Below are 18,940 nucleotides of genomic sequence, written 5' to 3' on the forward strand. Positions count from 1 at the left end.
TAAAAAACGCTTTATTTCATTTTAAGGAAAAACGGCATGCATTATCGGTACCGCGATTACGACACACCTGTAAAAAACAATCTGATTGCGCGCGGCGGCGTTTATTTTCCGGTCGTGGCGGCGCTTGTCGGGCTGACGGCATGGAATCTCGGCTTTGATAATATGGAGCACAGCGAAGGCCCGAACCGCGATGCCTATATGACGCAGTTTGAAGAAAGGCTGGGTGATCTTGACACCCGCCATGACAAGCTTGTCGCACAGCAGAATGTTTTAAAAACCTATCAGTTGAACAATCAGGTCGAACAGCTGTTAAAAACAGATGAAAGCATTGTCACCGACAAGGCAGAGGCCGTTAAGCTCCCCGATGGTTTTGCCGGTCTGTTTAATAATGACGCAAAAAACTGGCTGACGGCGGTGCATATTTCACCGGAACTCTCCGAGGCGGATAAGGATGATTTGCTGAAAGCATTTGAAAACAATATCGGCGCAGAAACGCGCGAAAAATTGGGTTTTTCCGATACGGATGCCTCATTGCTGAATGAAACGATGGCGCAGATGGATGTCAGTACTTATCAAGATAGACCGCAGCAACTGGCAGAGAAACTCAGTCGTGAAACAACCGAATATTATAACGGTGATGAAAGTTTTGGCCGCACTTTCCTGTTTTTGTTAATTTTGGCGGCAGGCACAGGGATCGGTGGTAATATTCTGCGCGGCCCGCTTAGTAACGCTTTCGGCAAGGCCGAGCGCAATCTGCGCAGCGGCAGTAAAAATCTGGGAAAAAAAGTCGCGGCGGCCAAAAAGAAAATGCAAAGCGGCGGCGGCAAATTCACCCACTAAACCGCATTCTGCCTTTCATAAAATATTTCTTCTGTGCAAATATGTGTCTTTCCGCTAAAATGGAAAGCAAGAAAACACGTCTTTAAAAAAATACATCACACAATACATCGACTTCTCTACCGCCATCTCCGTTCTCCGGCGGCTTATCCAAAAAAACAAAGCGACGTACAAAATGAAACAGAAGAAGATTCTTTCCCTTGCAGGGATTGCTCTCTGCGCTCTCTTGACAATTAGCGCCCGGAATACGCCGCCGCCTGTGGCGGAATATGAACTGAAATGGAGCTGGCCGCCCGTGATTTCCGGCAAACAGGATGCCGCCGCTGCGGATGTTGCCGCACAGGCGGAGGTTATTGAAACGGATATGCCTGCTGATGATCTTGCAGAGCTGCCGCAGCCGTCACCGCTCAGACCCGCGCCGATTTTGCCTGAGGCCGTACCGCTTCCGGCATGGCTGAAAAACGCCGTTGCCGTTCCTGCGCGCGGTATGCGGCATGAGCTTGCCAAAAACGGCAGCGCCGCCACGCTGCCTTCGCCGGTGCTGATTGCGATTGTGATTGACGATATGGGGCTTGGCTCATCTTATAATGATGATGTTCTGAATCTTCCCGCACCGCTGACGCTGTCTTATCTTCCTTATGGCGAAAATCTGCCGCAGCAAACCGCCGCCGCACATGATAAAGGCCATGAGCTGATGGTGCATATGCCGATGCAGCCGGATAGTCATGCGACCGATCCCGGCCCTGCGGCGCTGCGGGCAGGGCAGAAGCATGATGAAATGCTGAAAAATCTGCGCCGTAATCTGGAACAGTTCGACGGCTATGTCGGTATCAACAACCATATGGGCAGTCTGTTGTCACGCGACAGTGACGCGATGAAACTGGTGATGGCGGAGCTGAAAACCCGCGGCTTGCTCTATGTCGACTCCCGCACAACGCCGGAGTCTCTGGGAGAGAAAACAGCGGAGGATTACGGTGTGCCGACGGCCGCCCGCGATGTGTTTCTGGACCATGAGGAAACGCCGGAATTTGTTGCCGCCGCATTGCTGCGCCTGGAACGAGAAGCACTGAAAAACGGCAGCGCCATTGCCATCGGTCATCCGAAAGGGGTGACGGTTGCGGCGTTGCGTGACTGGCTGCCAAAGGCACAAAAAAAAGGCTTCCGCATCGTCCCTGTCACGGAAATCATCAAACAGCGCCAGTTCGAGAAAAACGCGCCGCAGCTTGTTGTCGCTAATAATGCGGAATTGCGTTAGAATAAATTTTTAATTTCTGCTGTAGGAGTTGCCATGAAATTTTCTTTGTGGTGCGTGATTTTTTTTACGATGATATTGAGCTTTATTTGTTTGGGAACGAAAGTGGCCAATGCAACACTATGTGATGAGAAATACGACACGTTAGAAGATCGATTTTATGGTGCATACGATGTTATTTTTGTGGGAACAGTAACGGCAACGCAGTCCGATACAATGACCTTTCGCATTGATCAGGCTCTGAAAGGACTGAGCCGTCAGGAAATAAAAAAAAGGATATCTTACTTTCAAGATACAAAAAAAAGATTCCCTTTCAATCGGGGAGAGAAGGCTCTTATTGCTTGATCGTTTAGGGGCTGAATATATAAATTACTACTCTACGCATACATGCCAGTATGCAAGGAAACAAAGGTTACCGGAAGATATTTATAATATATTGCAAAATGTACCAAGGCCTGTTTCTACGGAACTCCTTGAAGAAATGTTAGGATACCGTGTCAGCAGTTACAGCCATTTATATTTTCTGGGAGAGGTTATGGGGTTTTCTGAACGTCAAAACAAAGGGGGGCACAGGCAATTGACGGCTCAGATAAAAATATTGGATCTTCTCAGAAATGACACAGCGACATCATGGAAATTGGAGCATGTTACAGAGATGGCCATTCATGAGGGTTGTTTGAATATTATGAGAGTGGGACAAAAATCTTATTTCACCGCGAGCACTTCTTTTGCTTCTAAAGAAAATCCGCGCGCATTATTGCTAAAATGTGAATTTGCTGCTTCATATGATTTCGATGTGCTTGATCAAATAAAAAGCTATGTGAGTAGACAAAAGATTACCTCAAAAGATGAGCATCACATACAAAGAAAAAGCACAAGAAAAGCAGGTATTTTATGGCTTGTTCTTGTTGGCATTATAGGCGCGGTATGTGGCGCATATTGGTGGCATCGGAAGTCACTTAAGTAGTGTTGTAAGCTTTTTTAAGCCGCTTCCAGAATGGTGGTAATGCCCTGACCGCCGCCGATGCACATGCTGGACAAGGCCAGCGATTTGCCTTCACGTTTCATGATCTGTGCGGCTTTGCCGGTAATACGTGCGCCTGATGCGCCCAGCGGGTGACCAAGGGCGATGGCGCCGCCGTCCAGATTGACTTTTTCCTCGTCAATGCCCAGCTCGCGGATCACGGTCATGGCCTGTACGGCAAAGGCTTCGTTCAGATCGAAAATATCAATATCGTCAATCGTCAGCCCGGCACGTTCCAGCGCTTTTTGTGTGGCAGGAACAGGGCCGTAACCCATCAGTTCCGATTTACAGCCGGCAACCGCCATGGAACGGATTTTCGCCATGATCTCCAGATTATGCGCCTTCGCATATTCCTCCGTCGTCACCAGCACGGCGGAGGCACCATCGGTGAGGGGGGAGGATGTCGCGGCCGTGACCACGCCGTCCTTGTCAAAGGCGGGACGCATATCGGCAATCGCCTCGGGCGTGGTGTTGCCGCGGATACAGCCGTCACGGTCAACAGTGTCACCATTTGCAGTGACCAGCGGTACGATTTCCGCATCCAGACGTCCGTCCGCTTGTGCGGCGGCGGCTTTACGGTGTGAATTGACGGCGAACTCCTCCTGCTCTTTGCGGGAGATTTTAAATGCTTTGGAAAGATTTTCCGCGGTTTCCCCCATGGAAATATAGGCTTGCGGATAAGTTTCCATCAGTGCGGGGTTCGGCAGCGGGTTAAAACCGCCCATCGGGATGCGTGTCATGGATTCAAGTCCGGCGCAGATGAAAACTTCGCCGGCGCCGGCCAGAATGGCTCCGGCGGCGGAATGAATCGCCTGCATCGAGGAACCGCAGAAACGGTTGATCGTCATGCCGGCAACGGCAAGCGGCAGATCCACCAGATTAACAACCAGCCGCGCGACGTTATATCCCTGTTCTCCTTCGGGAAAGGCGCAACCCATAATCAGATCTTCAATATCTTTGGGATCAACACCGGTCTCGTCCAGCAGCGCTTTGACCGCCGCCGCGCCCATATCATCGGGGCGCACCCGCGCCAGCGCACCTTTATGCGCAAAATGGAACGGCGTGCGTTTATATCCGGCGATTACAATATTTTTTTCCATTTTCTGCCTCTTTCCTGTATGAACTGTGTACGGAATACATGGTATAGGAAACACCCATGAGTGAAAACAGCAAATTCTGGCAGGCGTCTTTTTTTCTGCCGCCGCAAACATCGGAGACACTTGCCGCGGAATATCTGGATTGTTTCGAGGGTTTTGCGCATAGCAGTTTTCTGCGCATGGAAGATGACGGCAGGTTCCATCTGGAGCTGATGTTCAAAGGATCAGAACCGCCGGTAGCCGCCGATATTCTGGCGCATTTCCGCAATTTCGGCACAACGGATTTGAAAGTGCGGGATATTGATATTGCGGAAGTGCCGGAGAAAAACTGGTTGGTGCATGTCTATGAAGATTTGCCGCCCTTTCATACCGGACGTTTTTTTATTTACGGCCATCATTATACGGGCGAGATTCCCCAAGGCGTGTTTCCGGTGCAGATTCATGCGGCAGAGGCGTTCGGTTCCGGAGAACATGATACAACGCAAGGGTGTATTTTATCTGTAGAGGCGCTGGCCGAACAGGGTATTGCCTTTCGCAATATTCTTGATATGGGCTGCGGATCGGGCATTCTGGCGCTGGGTGCGGCTTGTCTTTGGCCGCAGGCGATTGTGACGGCAGTGGATATCGAAGAAGATGCGGTGCGTGTCACGGAAAACCACGCCCATATTAACGGTTTTCAATACCGTCTGCATTGCGCTGCGGGGGCGAGCTATGCCACGCCGCTGGCGCAAAAAAATGCGCCCTATGATCTCGTGCTGGCGAATATCCTGTCCAATGTGCTGATTGATCTTGCCGGTGAACTGGCGGCGGTGCTTGCGCCGGGCGGTTATGCCGTATTGGCGGGGCTGTTGACGCGGCAGATGCAGGATGTCTTGGCGGCGCATGAAAAACACGGGCTGGAGCTGGTTGCGGAGCGGGAGCAGGGCGGCTGGAGCATTCTGACCTTAAAGAAGCCCGCTTAGCGTTTTGCCTGCGGGCTGCCTGCATCGAACAACGCGCCTTCTGTCTGGGCATGTTCAAAAATTGTCTGCGTTAAATCCGCGCCGCGGAAATCGGTTCCGCGCAGATCACAATCGGTTAAATCGGCATGGGACAGATCGGCATTGCGCAGAATGGCACCGCGCAGCTGTGCTCCGCTCAAATCAGTATAACGCAGCCATGCCCCTTCCAGATTGCAGGGGGTGTGGCGTTCATTACCGTCTTTTTGCGTAAAAGACAGAAAGCTTAAATTGGCGTTACGCATATCGGCGCGGTTCAAAAGCGCGCCTTTCAGGCTGCTGGCACGCAGATCGATACTGCGCATGTCGCATTTGCGGAAATCCGACCCGTCCAGAATCGCACTCTGCATTTCCGTGCCGGTAAAATTTACACCGGCAAACATGGTTTTCATGGCTTTGATGGCGGTCAGCCTTGCCCCGGCAAGGGTTCTGATATTGCGCATATCGTAATCGGACAGGTTCAGCTGTTTGCCCTGCCGTCCGGCGGAGCTGACCCATTCCGTATGTTTTTTGACCATTTCATCCAGCGTCAGCGCAACCTCTTCATAGGCGCGGCCTGACTGGTCGTCGGTCAAAGCGCCGGCAAGATCGGCATCTTTGATATCCGCCTGCTCCAGATCAACGCCCAGCATAATCGAATCTTTCAGATTGGCGGAACGCAGATCGGTTTTGCTCATATTCGAGCCCGTCATGTCCGATCCTTCCAGATTGGCGCTTTGCAGCTGCGCACCGGATAAATCCGCGCCCGACAGATTGGCGTTACCGAAATCGGCTTTTGTGGCATGGGTGTTTTGAAGACTTGCGCCGGACAGATCGCTGCCCACCAGCACAACATTGCCTTTCTGTTGTTCCTTATAGATGTCGCGGCCTTCTTCATCGGCGCTGACCCGCAATACAGACGCGCCTTCGCGCAGATCGGCACCGTCCAGCACGGCTTCGCGCAGATCGGCACCGGTAATATCCGCACCGCGCAGATCGGCGCGGGTGAAATTGGTATGATACAGCTTGGCTTTTGTCATGTCGCAGCCGAACAGGGTCGCACTTTCAAACTGTGCGCCGGACAGGTCACAGCCGCGCATGATACAGCCGGTAAAATCGGATTGTGACAGTTTCGCCTTTTCAAAAGACAGACCGGACAGGTCGCGGTCGCGGATGACGGCACGGGCGCCGCCGGGACGGCCATTCATGAACATATCATGCTTTTTGATAAGTTCATTCAGCTCCTTCTGCTCCATTTTCTTGAATGCGGTCACGCGCGAATGCTTTCCTGAAAGGCGGTTATTATGAGGCTATTTGCTAGGCTGACGGGCCGTGTTTTTTCGGGCCGCTTTTGTCATTATCATTCAGAAGCGGGGTCAGGCCGCCTTTGGCATCCAGCGCATACAGCTCGTCACAGCCGCCGATGGATTGATCATTGATGAAAATTTGCGGAACGGTGCGGGCGCCGGGATTACGTTTCTGCATTTCTTCCAGCAGTTCCGGTTTTTCCGACAAATTATATTCCGTGACGTCAACGCCTTTTTGTTTCAGCAGATTCTTCGCCTTGACGCAATAAGGACAGACGGTCTTTGTGTACATTTCGACTTTTGCCATGGAAAACACTCCTCTGATAAAATATCCGCTACAGGCGGCAGCACAATATACGGAAAGCAATACAACCGAGAGTCATTATAGCTGTGCAAAAAACAGAACGAAAGTCTAAAATTTCACGCGGCGTAGCAGCGACTAAAACTATGGACGCGCAGGGAAAACGGCGTTACAATACCCCGACATTCGGCGGAAAACCGACAATATGTAAGGAAAGCGGTAAAGAGTACCTATGGCGATTGATGCAGTAAGTCTTGAAAAAATGATTCTCGATGGTGTCCCCGATGCCGATGTGCGGATTGAAGATCTGCGCGGCGACGGCGATCATTATGCGGCCTATGTTGTGTCCCCCTCTTTCGCGGGGCTGTCGCGCGTGCAGCAGCACCAGATGGTTTATCAGGCGCTGCAGGGGAAAATGGGGAACGAGCTGCATGCCCTGTCGCTGCATACCTCTGTTCCGGATGAAGGGTAAAAGAGTTTTTGATTATAAGGAGTTATAAGTTATGAGTAATGTTGTTTTCGAACGTATCCAAAATGATATCAATAATAATGATATTGTGCTGTACATGAAAGGCACGGCGGCATTTCCGCAATGCGGTTTCTCTTCTGCGGTTGTGCAGGTGCTGGAACATCTCGGCCTGCCGTTCAAGGATATCAATGTGCTGGAAGAACCGGAACTGCGCGAGGGTATCAAAGCCTTCACCGATTGGCCGACGATCCCCCAGCTTTACGTAAAGGGTGAGTTTATCGGCGGCTGCGATATCGTGCGTGAAATGTTCTCCAGCGGGGAATTGCAGGAATTGCTGCAGCAAAAAGGCCTGATGGCCGCTTAAACAATCAATAAACAGATACGGGAATAGTGAACCGATGAGTGGAAATACGCGTTTTTGTGACGGGCTTTATGATCTGGTGGACAGCTATGACGGCTTTATCCTTGACCAATGGGGCGTCCTTCATGACGGTATCAAGCCTTATGACGGTGTCCTGAACGCGCTGCGTCAGCTGAAAGCGCATAACAAACAGGTTATTATCCTGTCCAATTCGGGTAAACGTTCCGAATATAATGTTGAACGCTTGTCGGAATACGGAATCAAGAAAACCATGTACCGCGCCGTCGTTTCGGCGGGCGAGGTCACATGGCAGAATCTGAAAGACCGCCACGAGGGCGGCAGCTTCCGTGATCTGGAAGGCAAACACCGCTGCTATCTGATTACGCGCGGCAATGATAATGTGCTGCTTGACGGGCTGGATGATATCGAGCTGGTCGAGGATGTCGAAGATGCGGAATTCATTCTGATTACCGGCACGGATGCGCCGCAAAAAACAATGGATGATTACGAACCGCTGCTGCGCCGCGCTGCCGTCAAACGTATCCCCGTTGTTTGCGCCAATCCTGACGAAGTGACGGTCTTTGGCCGTGAGAGAGCGATGGGGCCGGGCGCACTGGCGAAGAAATATCAGGAATTCGGCGGCGTTTCGCATATGATCGGTAAACCTTATGCGCCGATCTTCCGCCACTGCATCAACCAGTTTGACGGGGTTATCCCGTCACGTACCGTGGTGATCGGTGATTCTCTGCATCATGATGTTGCCGGCGCGAATGCGCTGGATATTGATGCCGTCTTTATCATGGGCGGGTTGCACGGGCCGGAATTCCGTGAAGATCTGACGGAAGATGCCCGCCAGCGTCATGTCGAACATCTGATTCACCAATATGGCGCACGTCCGCTCTGGGTGATGGATCACATGATCTGGCAAAGCCCTGAAGCCGCACGTCTGGAAAAAATCCGCGAAATGGCGAATGATTAAATTCGCACGGCATATCGTGGAAATGATGACGAGGTAAATCCTCCCCCTTGCCGTACTGACTTGAAGGTCTTTGACATTTTATCTGGATAATGAGCTGTAGGATGGACAATATAGAGCGTTTGGATGATTGTAAAAAACGCTCTTTGTGGCGTGATTTACCTCATATTATTATCAGCATGTCCGTGGTGCTGGCATTATTTTTTGCTCTTTATGCGCCTTCCGCACATACCATTCCCCGGATCGAATCCATATCGATTACGGCACCTGTACCGCTGAAGCCCCCCGCGATTGAAGCGGGAGACGTTGTGAAACTGGTCACGCGGGTACAAGGCGTACTGCAAATTCCAAGGCCGGGGGGCGACTCTCCTCATAAAAAATCACCTGCTCTTCTCCCCGATAAAGAGAAAATCGCTGCTTATTCCCGCTCTCAAAGCGCACATATTATTGAGAATTCGGGATATATCGCCTGTTGCCTGGCACATCATATATACCCGCGTGCGCCACCTGTTTTCCTTATATAAAAAATAATTGAACGTATATGCAACCAACTGTTTTGTTTAGATAAATAACAAAACAGCTGTTGCATGACATGCATTTATATAAGGAAAGAAAAATGGATAATATACTTATAGCCACGGATTTATCACCCGATAATGAGAATGTATTATGCAGGGCCATACAGCTTGCGCAGGCTTCAAAGGCAAAGCTGCATATTCTACATGTGTTTTACGCGTTGCGTATTCCGACCGTTAATCCACGGGAAATGACGGCAGAGCTTAATCGTCGTAAAGCATATTTATATGAACTGATCGAAAAATATGAACGCAAAGCGCCGCTTTCATTCGCCTTCCATGTTGTAGATGAAGGCCGCGTCTATGACAGGATTGGTGAATATACTCTGGATATGGGCGCGGATTTAGTCATCATCGGAAAATCAGATAATGGTAAAGAAACCTCTTTTGCTGTTTCGACGACGACGGAACGTATCTGCGCCGAGAGCCGTGTGCCGGTTCTTGTCGTCTCCTCCGACCGGGACAGGCCGTATCACCGCATTCTTATTTGTGCGGATCGGCCGGATATACAAAAAACAGGGCTTGGTCTCGTTCTGCGCTTTGCGTCTGATGCACAAATCACACTCTTGCATATGGAGAAAATGGCGAGCGGTATATTGGCGCGGTTAAAAAGTGCATACCGTGAATGGCAATATAACCGTATTTTCGAGACGATGAACGCAATCATCGCGAGCAAAAAATCTGCGAAAGGCAGAATAATCCGTAAAGATGTTGCTGATATGACACCGGAAATGCTGGCGCAGGAAAGTCGGGATAGTTACGCAGATTTGCTGGTGTTTAAGAAACGTCCGTCACAAACGCTGGCACATAAACCGGATAGTCTGACACGCATGTTGCTTAGAAATACATCGGCAGATTTGCTGATGGTCGGAAGGAGAAAGAAATGATGTCTACACATGAAAATAAGAAAATACTAATCGACGCTGTGATGGGGGCGCTTATTGTCTCCAGTTTTATAACGATCGAAAGCGATGCTTTTCTGTTTGCGATCACCTATGTTCTTTTTGAGGGCTTTGTCAGGAATATTGCATTTATTCTACTTGGCTTGGTGAGTGTCGCTTTTTTTCTGTGGTTTGCACATCACGCTTATTGGGTGCAACAGGAACAGCAATATTATGATGATAATACATTAGCCTGATGGCGACATTTTCACACCGATGGCAACCCGCTCGCTCAAAATTTCCTTGCGGAACTGGAACAGCGCGGCGGGACGGCCGCCGGTTTTTTTCGACATTTCGCCGGTTTCTTCGACCAGGCGGTTGTTTTCCAACAGGCGGCGGAAATTCTGTTTGTGCAGTTGATAGCCGCCAATGGCTTCCATGGTTTTTTGCAATTGCAGCAGTGTAAAGCTTTCCGGCATCAATTCAAAAATGACGGGGCGGTATTTGATTTTGCCGCGCAAACGTCCGATGGCGGTCGCCAGAATGCGGCGGTGATCGTAACGCATGCTACGCCCCGGCACCAGCTCGTGTTCTTCCACAGCGGGGAGTTTTTCGCCTTTGTCGCGGAACACTTCCGGCAAAAGCCGTGCGGAATAGAGCAGCTCGTAACGCTCCAGCACCGGCTCGTAATCCCAGCCGCCGCCGTCATCGCGCATGGCAAAACAGGCGGCACAGCGGCGCTTGCGGTCGGTGCGTTCCGTTTGCGTTTCGGCGGTCTCGATCCAGCGTTTCAAGGACGGCAGGATATGCTGATCGATCATTTCGGGGCGTCCTTGCCGCCAGTCTTCCCAGGGCAGGAATTCATACCAGCTTTGCCACGGCACCAGTCGTTCCGCCTGGTCTTCTTCGCACCATGTCAGCGCCAGATAACCGACGGAGACAACACGCTTGGCCTCTTTTCCCTTCATTGCAACACGTCCGCGGTTGCCGAAAGTATATAATTGTTCGACATAGCCGGGGGTAAAGGGTGTTTGCTCCATAATCCATGCACGCAAACCCAGCTCCAGCGTTGTATGATTAACGGGGTCAAACGGCCCCGCCGGCAGCTGCGCAACGCCTTTTTCATCTTTGATAACAAGAACTTCCGGCGTGTCAAATCCGTTGACGGAAACGATGACCGCGCTCAGTTCCAGTTCAATATTTTCTGTTTGGATATTCGTCGCCATGCTTATTTATATCGTAATTTCTGCTGTTTTTCTTTAGTTATTTGTTCATTTTTCTTAATTTTTTCCTGTTTTCAAAAAAAACATTAACCTTTCTTAAAGAATTTCTTAATATATTGTTAGGGAGGGTTAAATTTACGCTAAAAGCCCTAAAGATTAAGAATCATAAAAAGAAACGCAGTTTAAAACTGTTAGAGTGAAGGAGATAATAATGCGCGTTTTGTTGGTAGAAGATGATCCGTCCGTTGCGAAAAGCATCGAGCTGATGCTCAAATCCGACGGTTACACGGTCGATACGACGGATCTCGGGGAAGACGGCCTCGAAATCGGTAAACTCTATGATTACGATATCATTATTCTTGACCTGATGCTGCCGGATATGGACGGTTACGAGGTTCTGAAGCGTTTGCGTGCCGCCAAGGTCGAAACGCCGATTCTGATTCTCTCCGGCCTGTCGGAACTTGACAGCAAAATCAAGGGCTTGGGTTACGGTGCTGATGATTACCTGACCAAACCTTTTGACAAGCGTGAGCTGTTGGCGCGGATTCAAGCCATCGTCCGCCGCAGCAAAGGCCATGCACAGAATATCATTCAGACAGGCGATCTGGCGGTCAATCTTGACAGCCGCACGGTCGAAGTCGGCGGGAAATCGGTACATCTGACCAGTAAAGAATATTCCATTCTGGAACTGCTGTCGCTGCGTAAAGGCGCGACACTGACCAAGGAAATGTTCTTAAACCACCTTTATGGCGGTATGGATGAGCCGGAACTGAAAATTATCGATGTTTTTGTCTGCAAACTGCGCCGTAAAATCGCAGAGGTTGCCGAAGGTAAAAACTACATCGAAACCGTCTGGGGACGCGGCTATGTGTTGCGTGATCCGGATCAGGAAGGCGCAACTGCCGCCGGTTAAATATTAAGGTTTCAAATTTTGAATCTCGGAAAGGCGGCGAACGGCATGTTCGTCGCCTTTTTTCGCGGCTTTCTCATACCAGAATTTTGCCAGCGCGGGATTGGCAGCCAAATTGCCTTCACCGGAAAAATAGGCATCGCCGATCCGCCGGAACCAGAGGCGGGATTTTGTTTTCTCCGCCGCTTTCACAGCCCATTGCACGGATTTCCGCGCATCTTTTTCCAGCCCGTTCAAACCGTGCTGATAGGCACGGCTTAGCGCAATCGCGGCATGAAGATTATCATGCATGGCGGCTTTTTCCATCCAGTTATGCCATTGCGCCTCGTCGCGGGATTGGCCATTGCCGCTTTCCAGACACATCATCGCCAGATCATATTGCGCGGCGCTGTGTCCGGCCTCTGCCGCAAGGCGCAGCCAGTGCCGTGCTTTCTCCGGTTCCGGCGGGGTTTTGGTCAAACGGTAAAACACACCCAGACGGAAACGCGCATCGCCCGCATCCTGCTCCGCGGCTTTTAAAAACCAGTATTCGGCACGGCTCAGATCGGTCGCAACGCCGGTAAAATGGTCTTCGGCATACATAAAGCCCAACCGCAGCTGCGCCATACCGTGCCCGGCCTCGGCCGCTTCAAGATAGAATTTTTCCGCCGCAGGATAATCGGGCGGCTGCGCGGTAAAAAACTTCTCGCCGTCTTGAAACAGTGTTTCCGGGTCAAAGATAATCCGTGCCTCGGCACGGAAGGACAGAATCAGAATGAACAGGACGGGCAGGACATAGAGTTTTTTCATGAGGGCATTTTCCGTTTCTTATGCGCCATTTTTGTAATCAGCGGATCGGTCAGCCAGACGGGCAGACAGGCCAGCAGCCATGCGGAAATGGCCATCGGCAGAGGAAATAGCAGCCGTTTTTTGTTTTTTGCGATTCCGTCTGCAATAATTTTTGCGGCTTTTTCCGCGCTCATCAAAAACGGCATCGGAAAGGGGTTCACATCGGTCAGCGGCGTTTTGATAAAGCCGGGGCAGATAACATTGACGCCGATGCCATAGGTTTTCAATGTCGGACGCAGCGCATCCCCCAATGCCCGTACGGCATTTTTCGCGGCGCTATAGGAAACGGCGGTCGGCATTCCCCGAAATCCGGCAAGCGAACTGATAACGGCAATCTGCCCGCGCCCGCGTTTTTTCATTGCCGGAATAAGCGGGTAGATGGTGTTGATGACGCCGCCAAGATTGACGGCGATGATTTTTTCGACGCTTTCGCGGCTTTCCTCGCCTTTTTGGCTTAATCCGGCATTGGCAATGACCAGTTCAATCGGAATGCCTGCATCCCACGCGCTGATCAGCCTGTCCATCGCGTCTTTATCGGTAATGTCGGCTGTGGCGGCAAAGACGGCGGCACCTTTCTCCTCGCAGGCGGCTTTGACGGCATCAAGGCGGGGCTGGTCCCGACCGGTCAGAAACAGCGTCACGTCTTTTTCCGCATAATGCCGCGCCAGCGCCGCACCGATGCCGCTGGATGCGCCCGTAATCAGAATGGAATGGAATTTTGTTGCCATGAAGCCCTTGCCCTTATCCTGCTCAGATTGTATAAAAAACAATCACCTGTCTCGTCAATATAAGAGCAAGAAAGTATCTGGGCAAGAATGTTACCGCAAAATATAAACCGTCGCGGCGTAATGCTGGTTCTCTCATCCCCCTCCGGTGCCGGAAAAACAACGATTTCGCGCCGCCTGATGGAGGAAGACAGCGGAATCAGCGTCTCCATTTCCGCCACAACCCGTCCCAAGCGGGAAGGCGAGATTGACGGTGTCCATTATCACTTTGTCAGCCGTGAAAAATTTGAAGAGATGATCAAAAACGAGGAGTTCCTCGAACATGCGACGGTTTTCGGCAATCTGTACGGCACGCCGCGCAAACCGGTGGAAGAGGCACTGGATCGCGGTCAGGATATTCTGTTTGATATTGACTGGCAGGGCACACAGCAATTAAAGGCTGTGGTACAAGGCGAACTGGTTTCCATTTTCATCCTGCCGCCCTCGCTTGAAGAGCTGAAAGAGCGTTTGGAGGTGCGCGGGCAGGACAGTGATGAGGAAATTGCCTTCCGCATGAGCCGCGCCATGGACGAAATATCCCATTACGGTGAATATCATTACGCGCTGATCAATTACGATATTGATGACAGCCTGCACCGTGTACAAAGCATTCTGGAAGCAGAGCGCATGAAACGCCGCCGCCTGTTGGGGCTGTCGGATTTTGTGCGCAAATTCACTGAAATACCTGCACAGGCGGAGCGCCATGTCGGCGATTGATAGGCTGCCGCCGCTGCGTACGGTGATTGCATCGCACGGACTCAGGGCAAAGAAATCTCTGGGACAAAACTTCCTTCTTGATCTGAATTTGACGGGTAAAATCGCGGCATCGGCCGGTGATTTGACAGAACTCAATGTCATCGAAATCGGTCCCGGCCCCGGCGGATTAACACGTGCGCTGCTTTCGGCAGGGGCGCGGCATGTTTATGCTTTTGAAAAAGACGTGCATTGCATCGGTGCCTTATCCAGTCTGATTGCGGCCTCCGATGGCGGGCTCAGCGTTGTCGAGGCCGATGCACTGGCCATCAATGTCGCGCTGGCGGTTCCCGCGCCGCGCGCGATTGTCGCCAATCTGCCTTATAATATCGCGACACCGCTGCTGCTGTCATGGCTGCGGCAGGTCACGGCCTTTCGCCATATGACGCTGATGTTCCAGAAGGAAGTCGCCGAACGGATCGTGGCGGTGCCCAATACCAAAGCCTATGGACGGCTGTCGGTGATGGCGCAATGGCTGTGTCAGGTTAAAATCAATTTCCATCTGCCGCCGCAGGCTTTCACGCCGCCGCCAAAAGTGCAGTCCAGCGTTGTGCATTTCACCCCGAAAGGGATCGAGGAAAATGCGCCGTCTTTCGATGTGATGGAACAGCTGGTCGCCGCCGCCTTCGGACAACGCCGCAAAATGCTGCGCCAAAGCCTGAAAACCGCACTCGGCGGCAAAACGGAATCACTGCTGGAAACGGCCGGAATTAAACCGACCCTGCGCGCCGAAGATCTGACCGTCGCAGACTATGTCCGCCTCGCGCAGATGATGTCATCGGAAATTTAAAAACGAAAAATCTTTAGTGAACCGTCACAACATGCAACGCTGATTCATCAACGAAGTCTTCGATGATGATGCGGCTTTCATCTTCCAGCAGCACTTCGCCATTGGCGGCGGTCAGCTGATAGATGAAGTTGTTTTTCTGGAACACTTTGCGCAAGTAAGCAACATCGCCGAGGCCGATATTCTCAAAGCCGGGATGTGCCAGGCTGGGGCGGCTGAAATCTTCGTGCCAGATGCTTTTATCCATCATTTTTTTCTACACTCTCTACATCTATGGTGTTGTCGGCTTTTTTGCTCTTTTTATCTTTTTTGCTTTTGTCTTCAATTTCAATCATGCGCACGGCGGTTTCGGTGATAATGCGCTCCAGATCAATATGCAGCAAACCGTTATCCAGATGCGCGCCTTTGACTTCGATATCATCCGACAGCATGAAGGCCCGCTGAAACTGGCGCGTTGCAATGCCGCGATGCAGATAAACGCGCTGCTCTTCTTCCTCCGGTTTGCGCTTTCCGCGGATCACCAGCTGGTTCTGTTCCATCTGCACGGTCAGATCATCCATCGTAAAACCCGCCACGGCAATCGAGATGCGCAAGCGGTTATCGCCGACCTGCTCGATATTATACGGGGGGTAACTGTCGGACGCATTACGGGCAACGCGGTCGACCATCCGTTCAAAATCGTCGAATCCCAGCAGAAACGGGCTGTCAAAAATGGAAACACGGCGTGTCATGGTCTTATCAACATCTCCCTCATACCTTAAGCGGAAACGATAACAAACGCCCTCTGCCCAAAGGGGCCATCAGGCGACTCGCAAAATTACTTATATCTGTCATCGTAGCGCGTCTAGGTTAACCAAAAGTAAGCGGATTGCAAATAATTTTTCCTTGACCATTTCCATGGAAGCGGCTAGTTTTTATGGCAACTTTAAATGACAAGGTTTTTTATTGTGACGGCAAAGAAATATCATATCGCTGACATTCTCGGTGTAACGACAGGTGTTTTCCTTCACGAGGGACATTTCAGTGTGTTGCGCGATCTGGATGAGGATGTTGGGAAGGCTGAGCTGTACCGCCAGATGCCGTGGCTGAAAAATATTCATTTTCCCAGTGATGCATTGCAGGATAAATCGCGTGAAGAAAAACGCGCCTCTATCGATAGCTGGCTTCAGGCCGTCATCGACAAATACGGCGAAACCCATATGGTGTATCCGCGCGGTCAGGCACCGGCACAGCCGACCATGCCCAACCCGAGCAAGGCGACCGCGAATCCGCAAAAAACGCTACGCGACTTTGTCCGCCGCCGGAAGAATTCGCCTTAGGCTTTATAGACCTTTTTCTTGTCAATGATATGCACGTAATCCGGTGCCTGATAATCAGGCCCGCTGCGGCGCATCAGAATATCGCCGCGCTCCGCATACATATCCAGCGAGCTGTGGATGTTGACGCGGACAACTTTGTCCTTGCCCAGCAGATCGCCGAGCCCCTGTACGCGGTCGCCGTGACCGGCACCGAACAGAATCGCGGATTTCTCGCCATTTGCCATTTTCGTGATGGTTTTTGACAGTTTTTTGTCATCCGCCATACGTTTTGCCATTACGGCTTGGGAATCACTGCTTTGCAGTTTCTTCAATTCCGCAACGGAAATCGCGTTTTTCGGCTTTTTGCCTGAACCGTCTTTGCGTGCGGTGGAATTAAAGATATAGGAGGTCATCAGACGCTGGGTCACAACAGGCTTATCCGTGCCGCAATCCTTGGCATAGCGCAGAGCCTTATACATCAGCGTATAGGAGGAACGCAGCGCCTCCAGATCCTTCTCCGTAAAGCCGGAACGGTCATCAGGGCAATGGGTTTTGACACCGTTATCCGCCCAGTAACGGATGGCCTTTGCCATCATTTTCTGCGATTTCAGCATATCGGCGGCAATCGGATTATCGATTTTCGGCGCGTTCTCATCAATTTTGTAGATTTCCTTGGAACGCTGCTGCATCTTTTTGACGAATTCCTCGTCATCAATCGTGCCGGCGGCGCATTCATCGAAAAATATCCTGATATTCCGGCTGATATTCGACAAAAACATGTTTTACGCCGGCCTTGACCAGACGTTCGGCATTCTCTTCACTGAAAAAGAAATGATGAATGGCGGTATCGGTATGGTTGGTATCGCCGAAAAACAGATATTGCTTGTCATCTGCCAGCGCAGTTTTGTAGAAATCCGCGGCATCGGCCTGCGGCTGCGCCTTCAGGCGGAAAATTTCCGACAGCGAGGCATCAATCTTACCCGGATCATCCGTGGCGGCGGCTTTGCTCAGGTAAGAAACTTTCTCCATATGAGCTTTCAGCTTTTCCAAATCCATCTTTTTCTCTCCTTTTTTGAAACTTTCCCATAGTCTATTGTCAGGGATAAAGAGTCAAGCATAATCGGCATCATCACTCTTGCGCGGATTTCATACATTTCTATGCAAGCGATGCATAAAATATGTTAGAATAGAAATATGGGTGAAAAACAAGCATATGACAGATAAGAGGCTGTTATTTCTTTCAAAAGTAAAATATTTCGTCTTCCTCTGACGCTTGCGGCTTTTGCGCTGTTTTTCCTGATCGGCGGAACGCCTGCTTTCGCACAATCTGTGACCGTTCTCAGCGACATGGATATGGGAAGCGTTGACAAGAGTGCGGGAGCCATCGGGAACCTGACGCTCAGCACGACCGGCAGCATTACCTGTGCCGCGGGTTTTGTTTGTCCGGTGACGGGCACAATGGGGCGTTTGCAGGTGACGGGGGCAACGGGCGACCGCCTGCGCATCCGCTGTGAAAGAGACAAAATTCTGCGCAATAATACGGGGTCGGACGGATCACAGGATCAGGATGCGGATGAAATCTATATCCGTCTTGGCTCGGGCACGGAGCAGACTTGCGGCGGCGGCTTTACGATTGATGATAATGTTTCCGCAAATCCGGCCAATAACGTGATTTATGTCGGGATGCGTTTTGTTGCGGATGATGCCATGCTGAACGGTCAATATTCCATGGGGGCGCATCCAAACGGGGAATTGTCGCTGGATATACGCATCGGTAACGGCGGCAGTACCTTTAACGCCACACGAACCATAGATGGCCTGATCGGTTTTGAAGGCATTATCGGCATTACGGCCAGCACGAATATGGATTACGGCGAAATCAGTCTGGGCGCAACACCCGTTGCGGGCGACCGCGCCGAACTGGGGACGGATGGCAGCATCAATTACGCCGGTAATTTTTCAGGCCCTGTGACGGGAACATCGGGAAGTGCCACCATCAGCGGGATTGCCTCCGGCGATATTGTCGAGGTCTATTGCAGTTCCTCCGCAACATTGGCAGGACCGGCAGGCAGCACGATTGATATGACAGGAATTGAAATGGCGGTATTGGCCAATCAGGGCGGTTACGGCAGCGGTTGGAGCTGTAACGGTGCCGGAACACCGGCGGTCGTCGGCGCATATGTGCCGACAACGCAGGATACGATTTTCCTGGGCGGCGTTCTGGACGGTGGCACGGCCTCCGGCACGATCAGCGGCGACTACAGCACCGGCAATCCCGGCGGCAGCTTTGTCGATGTGACTTTTGTAAAGCAGTAAGCCG

Annotated in this window: 26 protein-coding genes; 16 read left to right on the forward strand and 10 right to left on the reverse strand. The window is 51.2% G+C overall.

Annotation, left to right across the window (positions count from 1 at the left end; genetic code table 11):
* Nucleotides 1–36: 36 nt before the first annotated feature.
* The 4 genes from HND56_03770 (at nt 37) to HND56_03785 (ending at nt 3,056) form a co-directional block, all read left to right on the forward strand.
* On the forward strand, nt 37–840 hold the full coding sequence (locus HND56_03770; GenBank protein ID QKK04859.1) for a hypothetical protein: 804 nt from the start codon (nt 37–39) through the stop codon (nt 838–840).
* 172 nt (nt 841–1,012) lie between these two features.
* Complete coding sequence (locus HND56_03775) at nt 1,013–2,092, forward strand: divergent polysaccharide deacetylase family protein (protein QKK04860.1); 1,080 nt, start codon at nt 1,013–1,015, stop codon at nt 2,090–2,092.
* Nucleotides 2,093–2,125: 33 nt separating this feature from the next.
* Entirely contained in the window at nt 2,126–2,434 is a 309-nt protein-coding gene (locus HND56_03780; GenBank protein ID QKK04861.1) for a hypothetical protein, read from the forward strand.
* On the forward strand, nt 2,427–3,056 hold the full coding sequence (locus HND56_03785; protein ID QKK04862.1) for a hypothetical protein: 630 nt from the start codon (nt 2,427–2,429) through the stop codon (nt 3,054–3,056). The genes HND56_03780 and HND56_03785 overlap by 8 nt, the downstream gene beginning before the upstream one ends.
* 14 nt (nt 3,057–3,070) lie before the next feature.
* Here the strand turns inward: HND56_03785 and HND56_03790 are convergent, their stop codons facing one another.
* Nucleotides 3,071–4,213 (reverse strand): thiolase family protein, encoded by a 1,143-nt coding sequence (locus HND56_03790; protein QKK04863.1) that lies wholly within the window; start codon nt 4,211–4,213, stop codon nt 3,071–3,073.
* Between the two features lie 56 nt (nt 4,214–4,269).
* On the opposite strand from HND56_03790, the gene HND56_03795 reads away from it, so the two are divergent.
* On the forward strand, nt 4,270–5,172 hold the full coding sequence (locus HND56_03795; protein QKK04864.1) for a methyltransferase domain-containing protein: 903 nt from the start codon (nt 4,270–4,272) through the stop codon (nt 5,170–5,172).
* On the opposite strand, the gene HND56_03800 is transcribed toward HND56_03795, so the two are convergent.
* Both HND56_03800 and grxC read right to left on the reverse strand, forming a co-directional pair.
* Complete coding sequence (locus tag HND56_03800) at nt 5,169–6,461, reverse strand: pentapeptide repeat-containing protein (protein ID QKK04865.1); 1,293 nt, start codon at nt 6,459–6,461, stop codon at nt 5,169–5,171. The two genes, HND56_03795 and HND56_03800, sit on opposite strands and share 4 nt — an antisense overlap.
* 43 nt (nt 6,462–6,504) lie before the next feature.
* The gene (gene grxC / locus HND56_03805) at nt 6,505–6,801 is read right to left on the reverse strand and encodes a glutaredoxin 3 (GenBank protein QKK04866.1); all 297 of its coding nucleotides are present in this window, start codon (nt 6,799–6,801) and stop codon (nt 6,505–6,507) included.
* A gap of 226 nt (nt 6,802–7,027) precedes the next feature.
* On the opposite strand from grxC, the gene HND56_03810 reads away from it, so the two are divergent.
* The 6 genes from HND56_03810 (at nt 7,028) to HND56_03835 (ending at nt 10,314) form a co-directional block, all read left to right on the forward strand.
* Complete coding sequence (locus tag HND56_03810) at nt 7,028–7,267, forward strand: BolA family transcriptional regulator (GenBank protein ID QKK04867.1); 240 nt, start codon at nt 7,028–7,030, stop codon at nt 7,265–7,267.
* A gap of 31 nt (nt 7,268–7,298) precedes the next feature.
* Nucleotides 7,299–7,628 carry a Grx4 family monothiol glutaredoxin gene (gene grxD, locus HND56_03815; protein ID QKK04868.1) on the forward strand — a complete coding sequence of 110 codons (330 nt, stop codon included), beginning with the start codon at nt 7,299–7,301 and terminating at the stop codon, nt 7,626–7,628.
* A gap of 34 nt (nt 7,629–7,662) precedes the next feature.
* Entirely contained in the window at nt 7,663–8,604 is a 942-nt protein-coding gene (locus HND56_03820) for a TIGR01459 family HAD-type hydrolase (protein ID QKK04869.1), read from the forward strand.
* 101 nt (nt 8,605–8,705) lie between these two features.
* Complete coding sequence (locus HND56_03825; GenBank protein ID QKK04870.1) at nt 8,706–9,125, forward strand: hypothetical protein; 420 nt, start codon at nt 8,706–8,708, stop codon at nt 9,123–9,125.
* A 68-nt stretch (nt 9,126–9,193) separates the two neighbouring features.
* Nucleotides 9,194–10,063, forward strand: a complete 870-nt coding sequence (locus HND56_03830; protein ID QKK04871.1) for a universal stress protein — start codon at nt 9,194–9,196, stop codon at nt 10,061–10,063.
* A complete protein-coding gene (locus HND56_03835) occupies nt 10,060–10,314 on the forward strand; it encodes a hypothetical protein (protein ID QKK04872.1) in 255 nt (84 codons plus the stop codon). Before HND56_03830 ends, HND56_03835 begins: the two co-directional genes overlap by 4 nt.
* On the opposite strand, the gene HND56_03840 is transcribed toward HND56_03835, so the two are convergent.
* Nucleotides 10,306–11,283, reverse strand: coding sequence for an NAD regulator (locus tag HND56_03840; protein QKK04873.1), 978 nt, complete (start codon nt 11,281–11,283; stop codon nt 10,306–10,308). The two genes, HND56_03835 and HND56_03840, sit on opposite strands and share 9 nt — an antisense overlap.
* 208 nt (nt 11,284–11,491) lie before the next feature.
* On the opposite strand from HND56_03840, the gene HND56_03845 reads away from it, so the two are divergent.
* Entirely contained in the window at nt 11,492–12,193 is a 702-nt protein-coding gene (locus HND56_03845) for a response regulator transcription factor (GenBank protein QKK04874.1), read from the forward strand.
* A gap of 3 nt (nt 12,194–12,196) precedes the next feature.
* Here HND56_03845 and HND56_03850 read toward each other — a convergent pair whose 3' ends face one another.
* The gene (locus HND56_03850; GenBank protein QKK04875.1) at nt 12,197–12,979 is read right to left on the reverse strand and encodes a sel1 repeat family protein; all 783 of its coding nucleotides are present in this window, start codon (nt 12,977–12,979) and stop codon (nt 12,197–12,199) included.
* Complete coding sequence (locus HND56_03855; protein ID QKK04876.1) at nt 12,976–13,746, reverse strand: SDR family NAD(P)-dependent oxidoreductase; 771 nt, start codon at nt 13,744–13,746, stop codon at nt 12,976–12,978. The genes HND56_03850 and HND56_03855 overlap by 4 nt, the downstream gene beginning before the upstream one ends.
* An 87-nt stretch (nt 13,747–13,833) precedes the next feature.
* On the opposite strand from HND56_03855, the gene gmk reads away from it, so the two are divergent.
* Nucleotides 13,834–14,499, forward strand: a complete 666-nt coding sequence (gmk, locus tag HND56_03860; protein ID QKK04877.1) for a guanylate kinase — start codon at nt 13,834–13,836, stop codon at nt 14,497–14,499.
* Nucleotides 14,486–15,325 (forward strand): 16S rRNA (adenine(1518)-N(6)/adenine(1519)-N(6))-dimethyltransferase RsmA, encoded by an 840-nt coding sequence (rsmA, locus tag HND56_03865; protein ID QKK04878.1) that lies wholly within the window; start codon nt 14,486–14,488, stop codon nt 15,323–15,325. Before gmk ends, rsmA begins: the two co-directional genes overlap by 14 nt.
* Before the next feature lie 13 nt (nt 15,326–15,338).
* Here rsmA and HND56_03870 read toward each other — a convergent pair whose 3' ends face one another.
* Together HND56_03870 and HND56_03875 are read right to left on the reverse strand one after the other, a co-directional pair.
* Nucleotides 15,339–15,572, reverse strand: coding sequence for a hypothetical protein (locus HND56_03870; GenBank protein QKK04879.1), 234 nt, complete (start codon nt 15,570–15,572; stop codon nt 15,339–15,341).
* Nucleotides 15,562–16,053, reverse strand: a complete 492-nt coding sequence (locus HND56_03875) for an Hsp20 family protein (protein QKK04880.1) — start codon at nt 16,051–16,053, stop codon at nt 15,562–15,564. Before HND56_03875 ends, HND56_03870 begins: the two co-directional genes overlap by 11 nt.
* Nucleotides 16,054–16,251: 198 nt before the next feature.
* Between HND56_03875 and HND56_03880 the strand changes: the two genes are divergently transcribed.
* Nucleotides 16,252–16,641 (forward strand): hypothetical protein, encoded by a 390-nt coding sequence (locus HND56_03880; protein QKK04881.1) that lies wholly within the window; start codon nt 16,252–16,254, stop codon nt 16,639–16,641.
* Here the strand turns inward: HND56_03880 and HND56_03885 are convergent.
* Nucleotides 16,638–17,399 carry a hypothetical protein gene (locus HND56_03885; protein ID QKK04882.1) on the reverse strand — a complete coding sequence of 254 codons (762 nt, stop codon included), beginning with the start codon at nt 17,397–17,399 and terminating at the stop codon, nt 16,638–16,640. The two genes, HND56_03880 and HND56_03885, sit on opposite strands and share 4 nt — an antisense overlap.
* Nucleotides 17,353–17,676 carry a hypothetical protein gene (locus HND56_03890; protein ID QKK04883.1) on the reverse strand — a complete coding sequence of 108 codons (324 nt, stop codon included), beginning with the start codon at nt 17,674–17,676 and terminating at the stop codon, nt 17,353–17,355. Before HND56_03890 ends, HND56_03885 begins: the two co-directional genes overlap by 47 nt.
* A 297-nt stretch (nt 17,677–17,973) precedes the next feature.
* Between HND56_03890 and HND56_03895 the strand changes: the two genes are divergently transcribed.
* Nucleotides 17,974–18,936: a hypothetical protein gene (locus HND56_03895; protein ID QKK04884.1), complete on the forward strand. Its 963-nt coding sequence runs from the start codon at nt 17,974–17,976 to the stop codon at nt 18,934–18,936.
* Nucleotides 18,937–18,940 lie beyond the last annotated feature (4 nt).

The organism is Pseudomonadota bacterium (genome assembly GCA_013285465.1).
GTDB lineage: Bacteria > Pseudomonadota > Alphaproteobacteria > Micavibrionales > CSBR16-224 > CSBR16-224.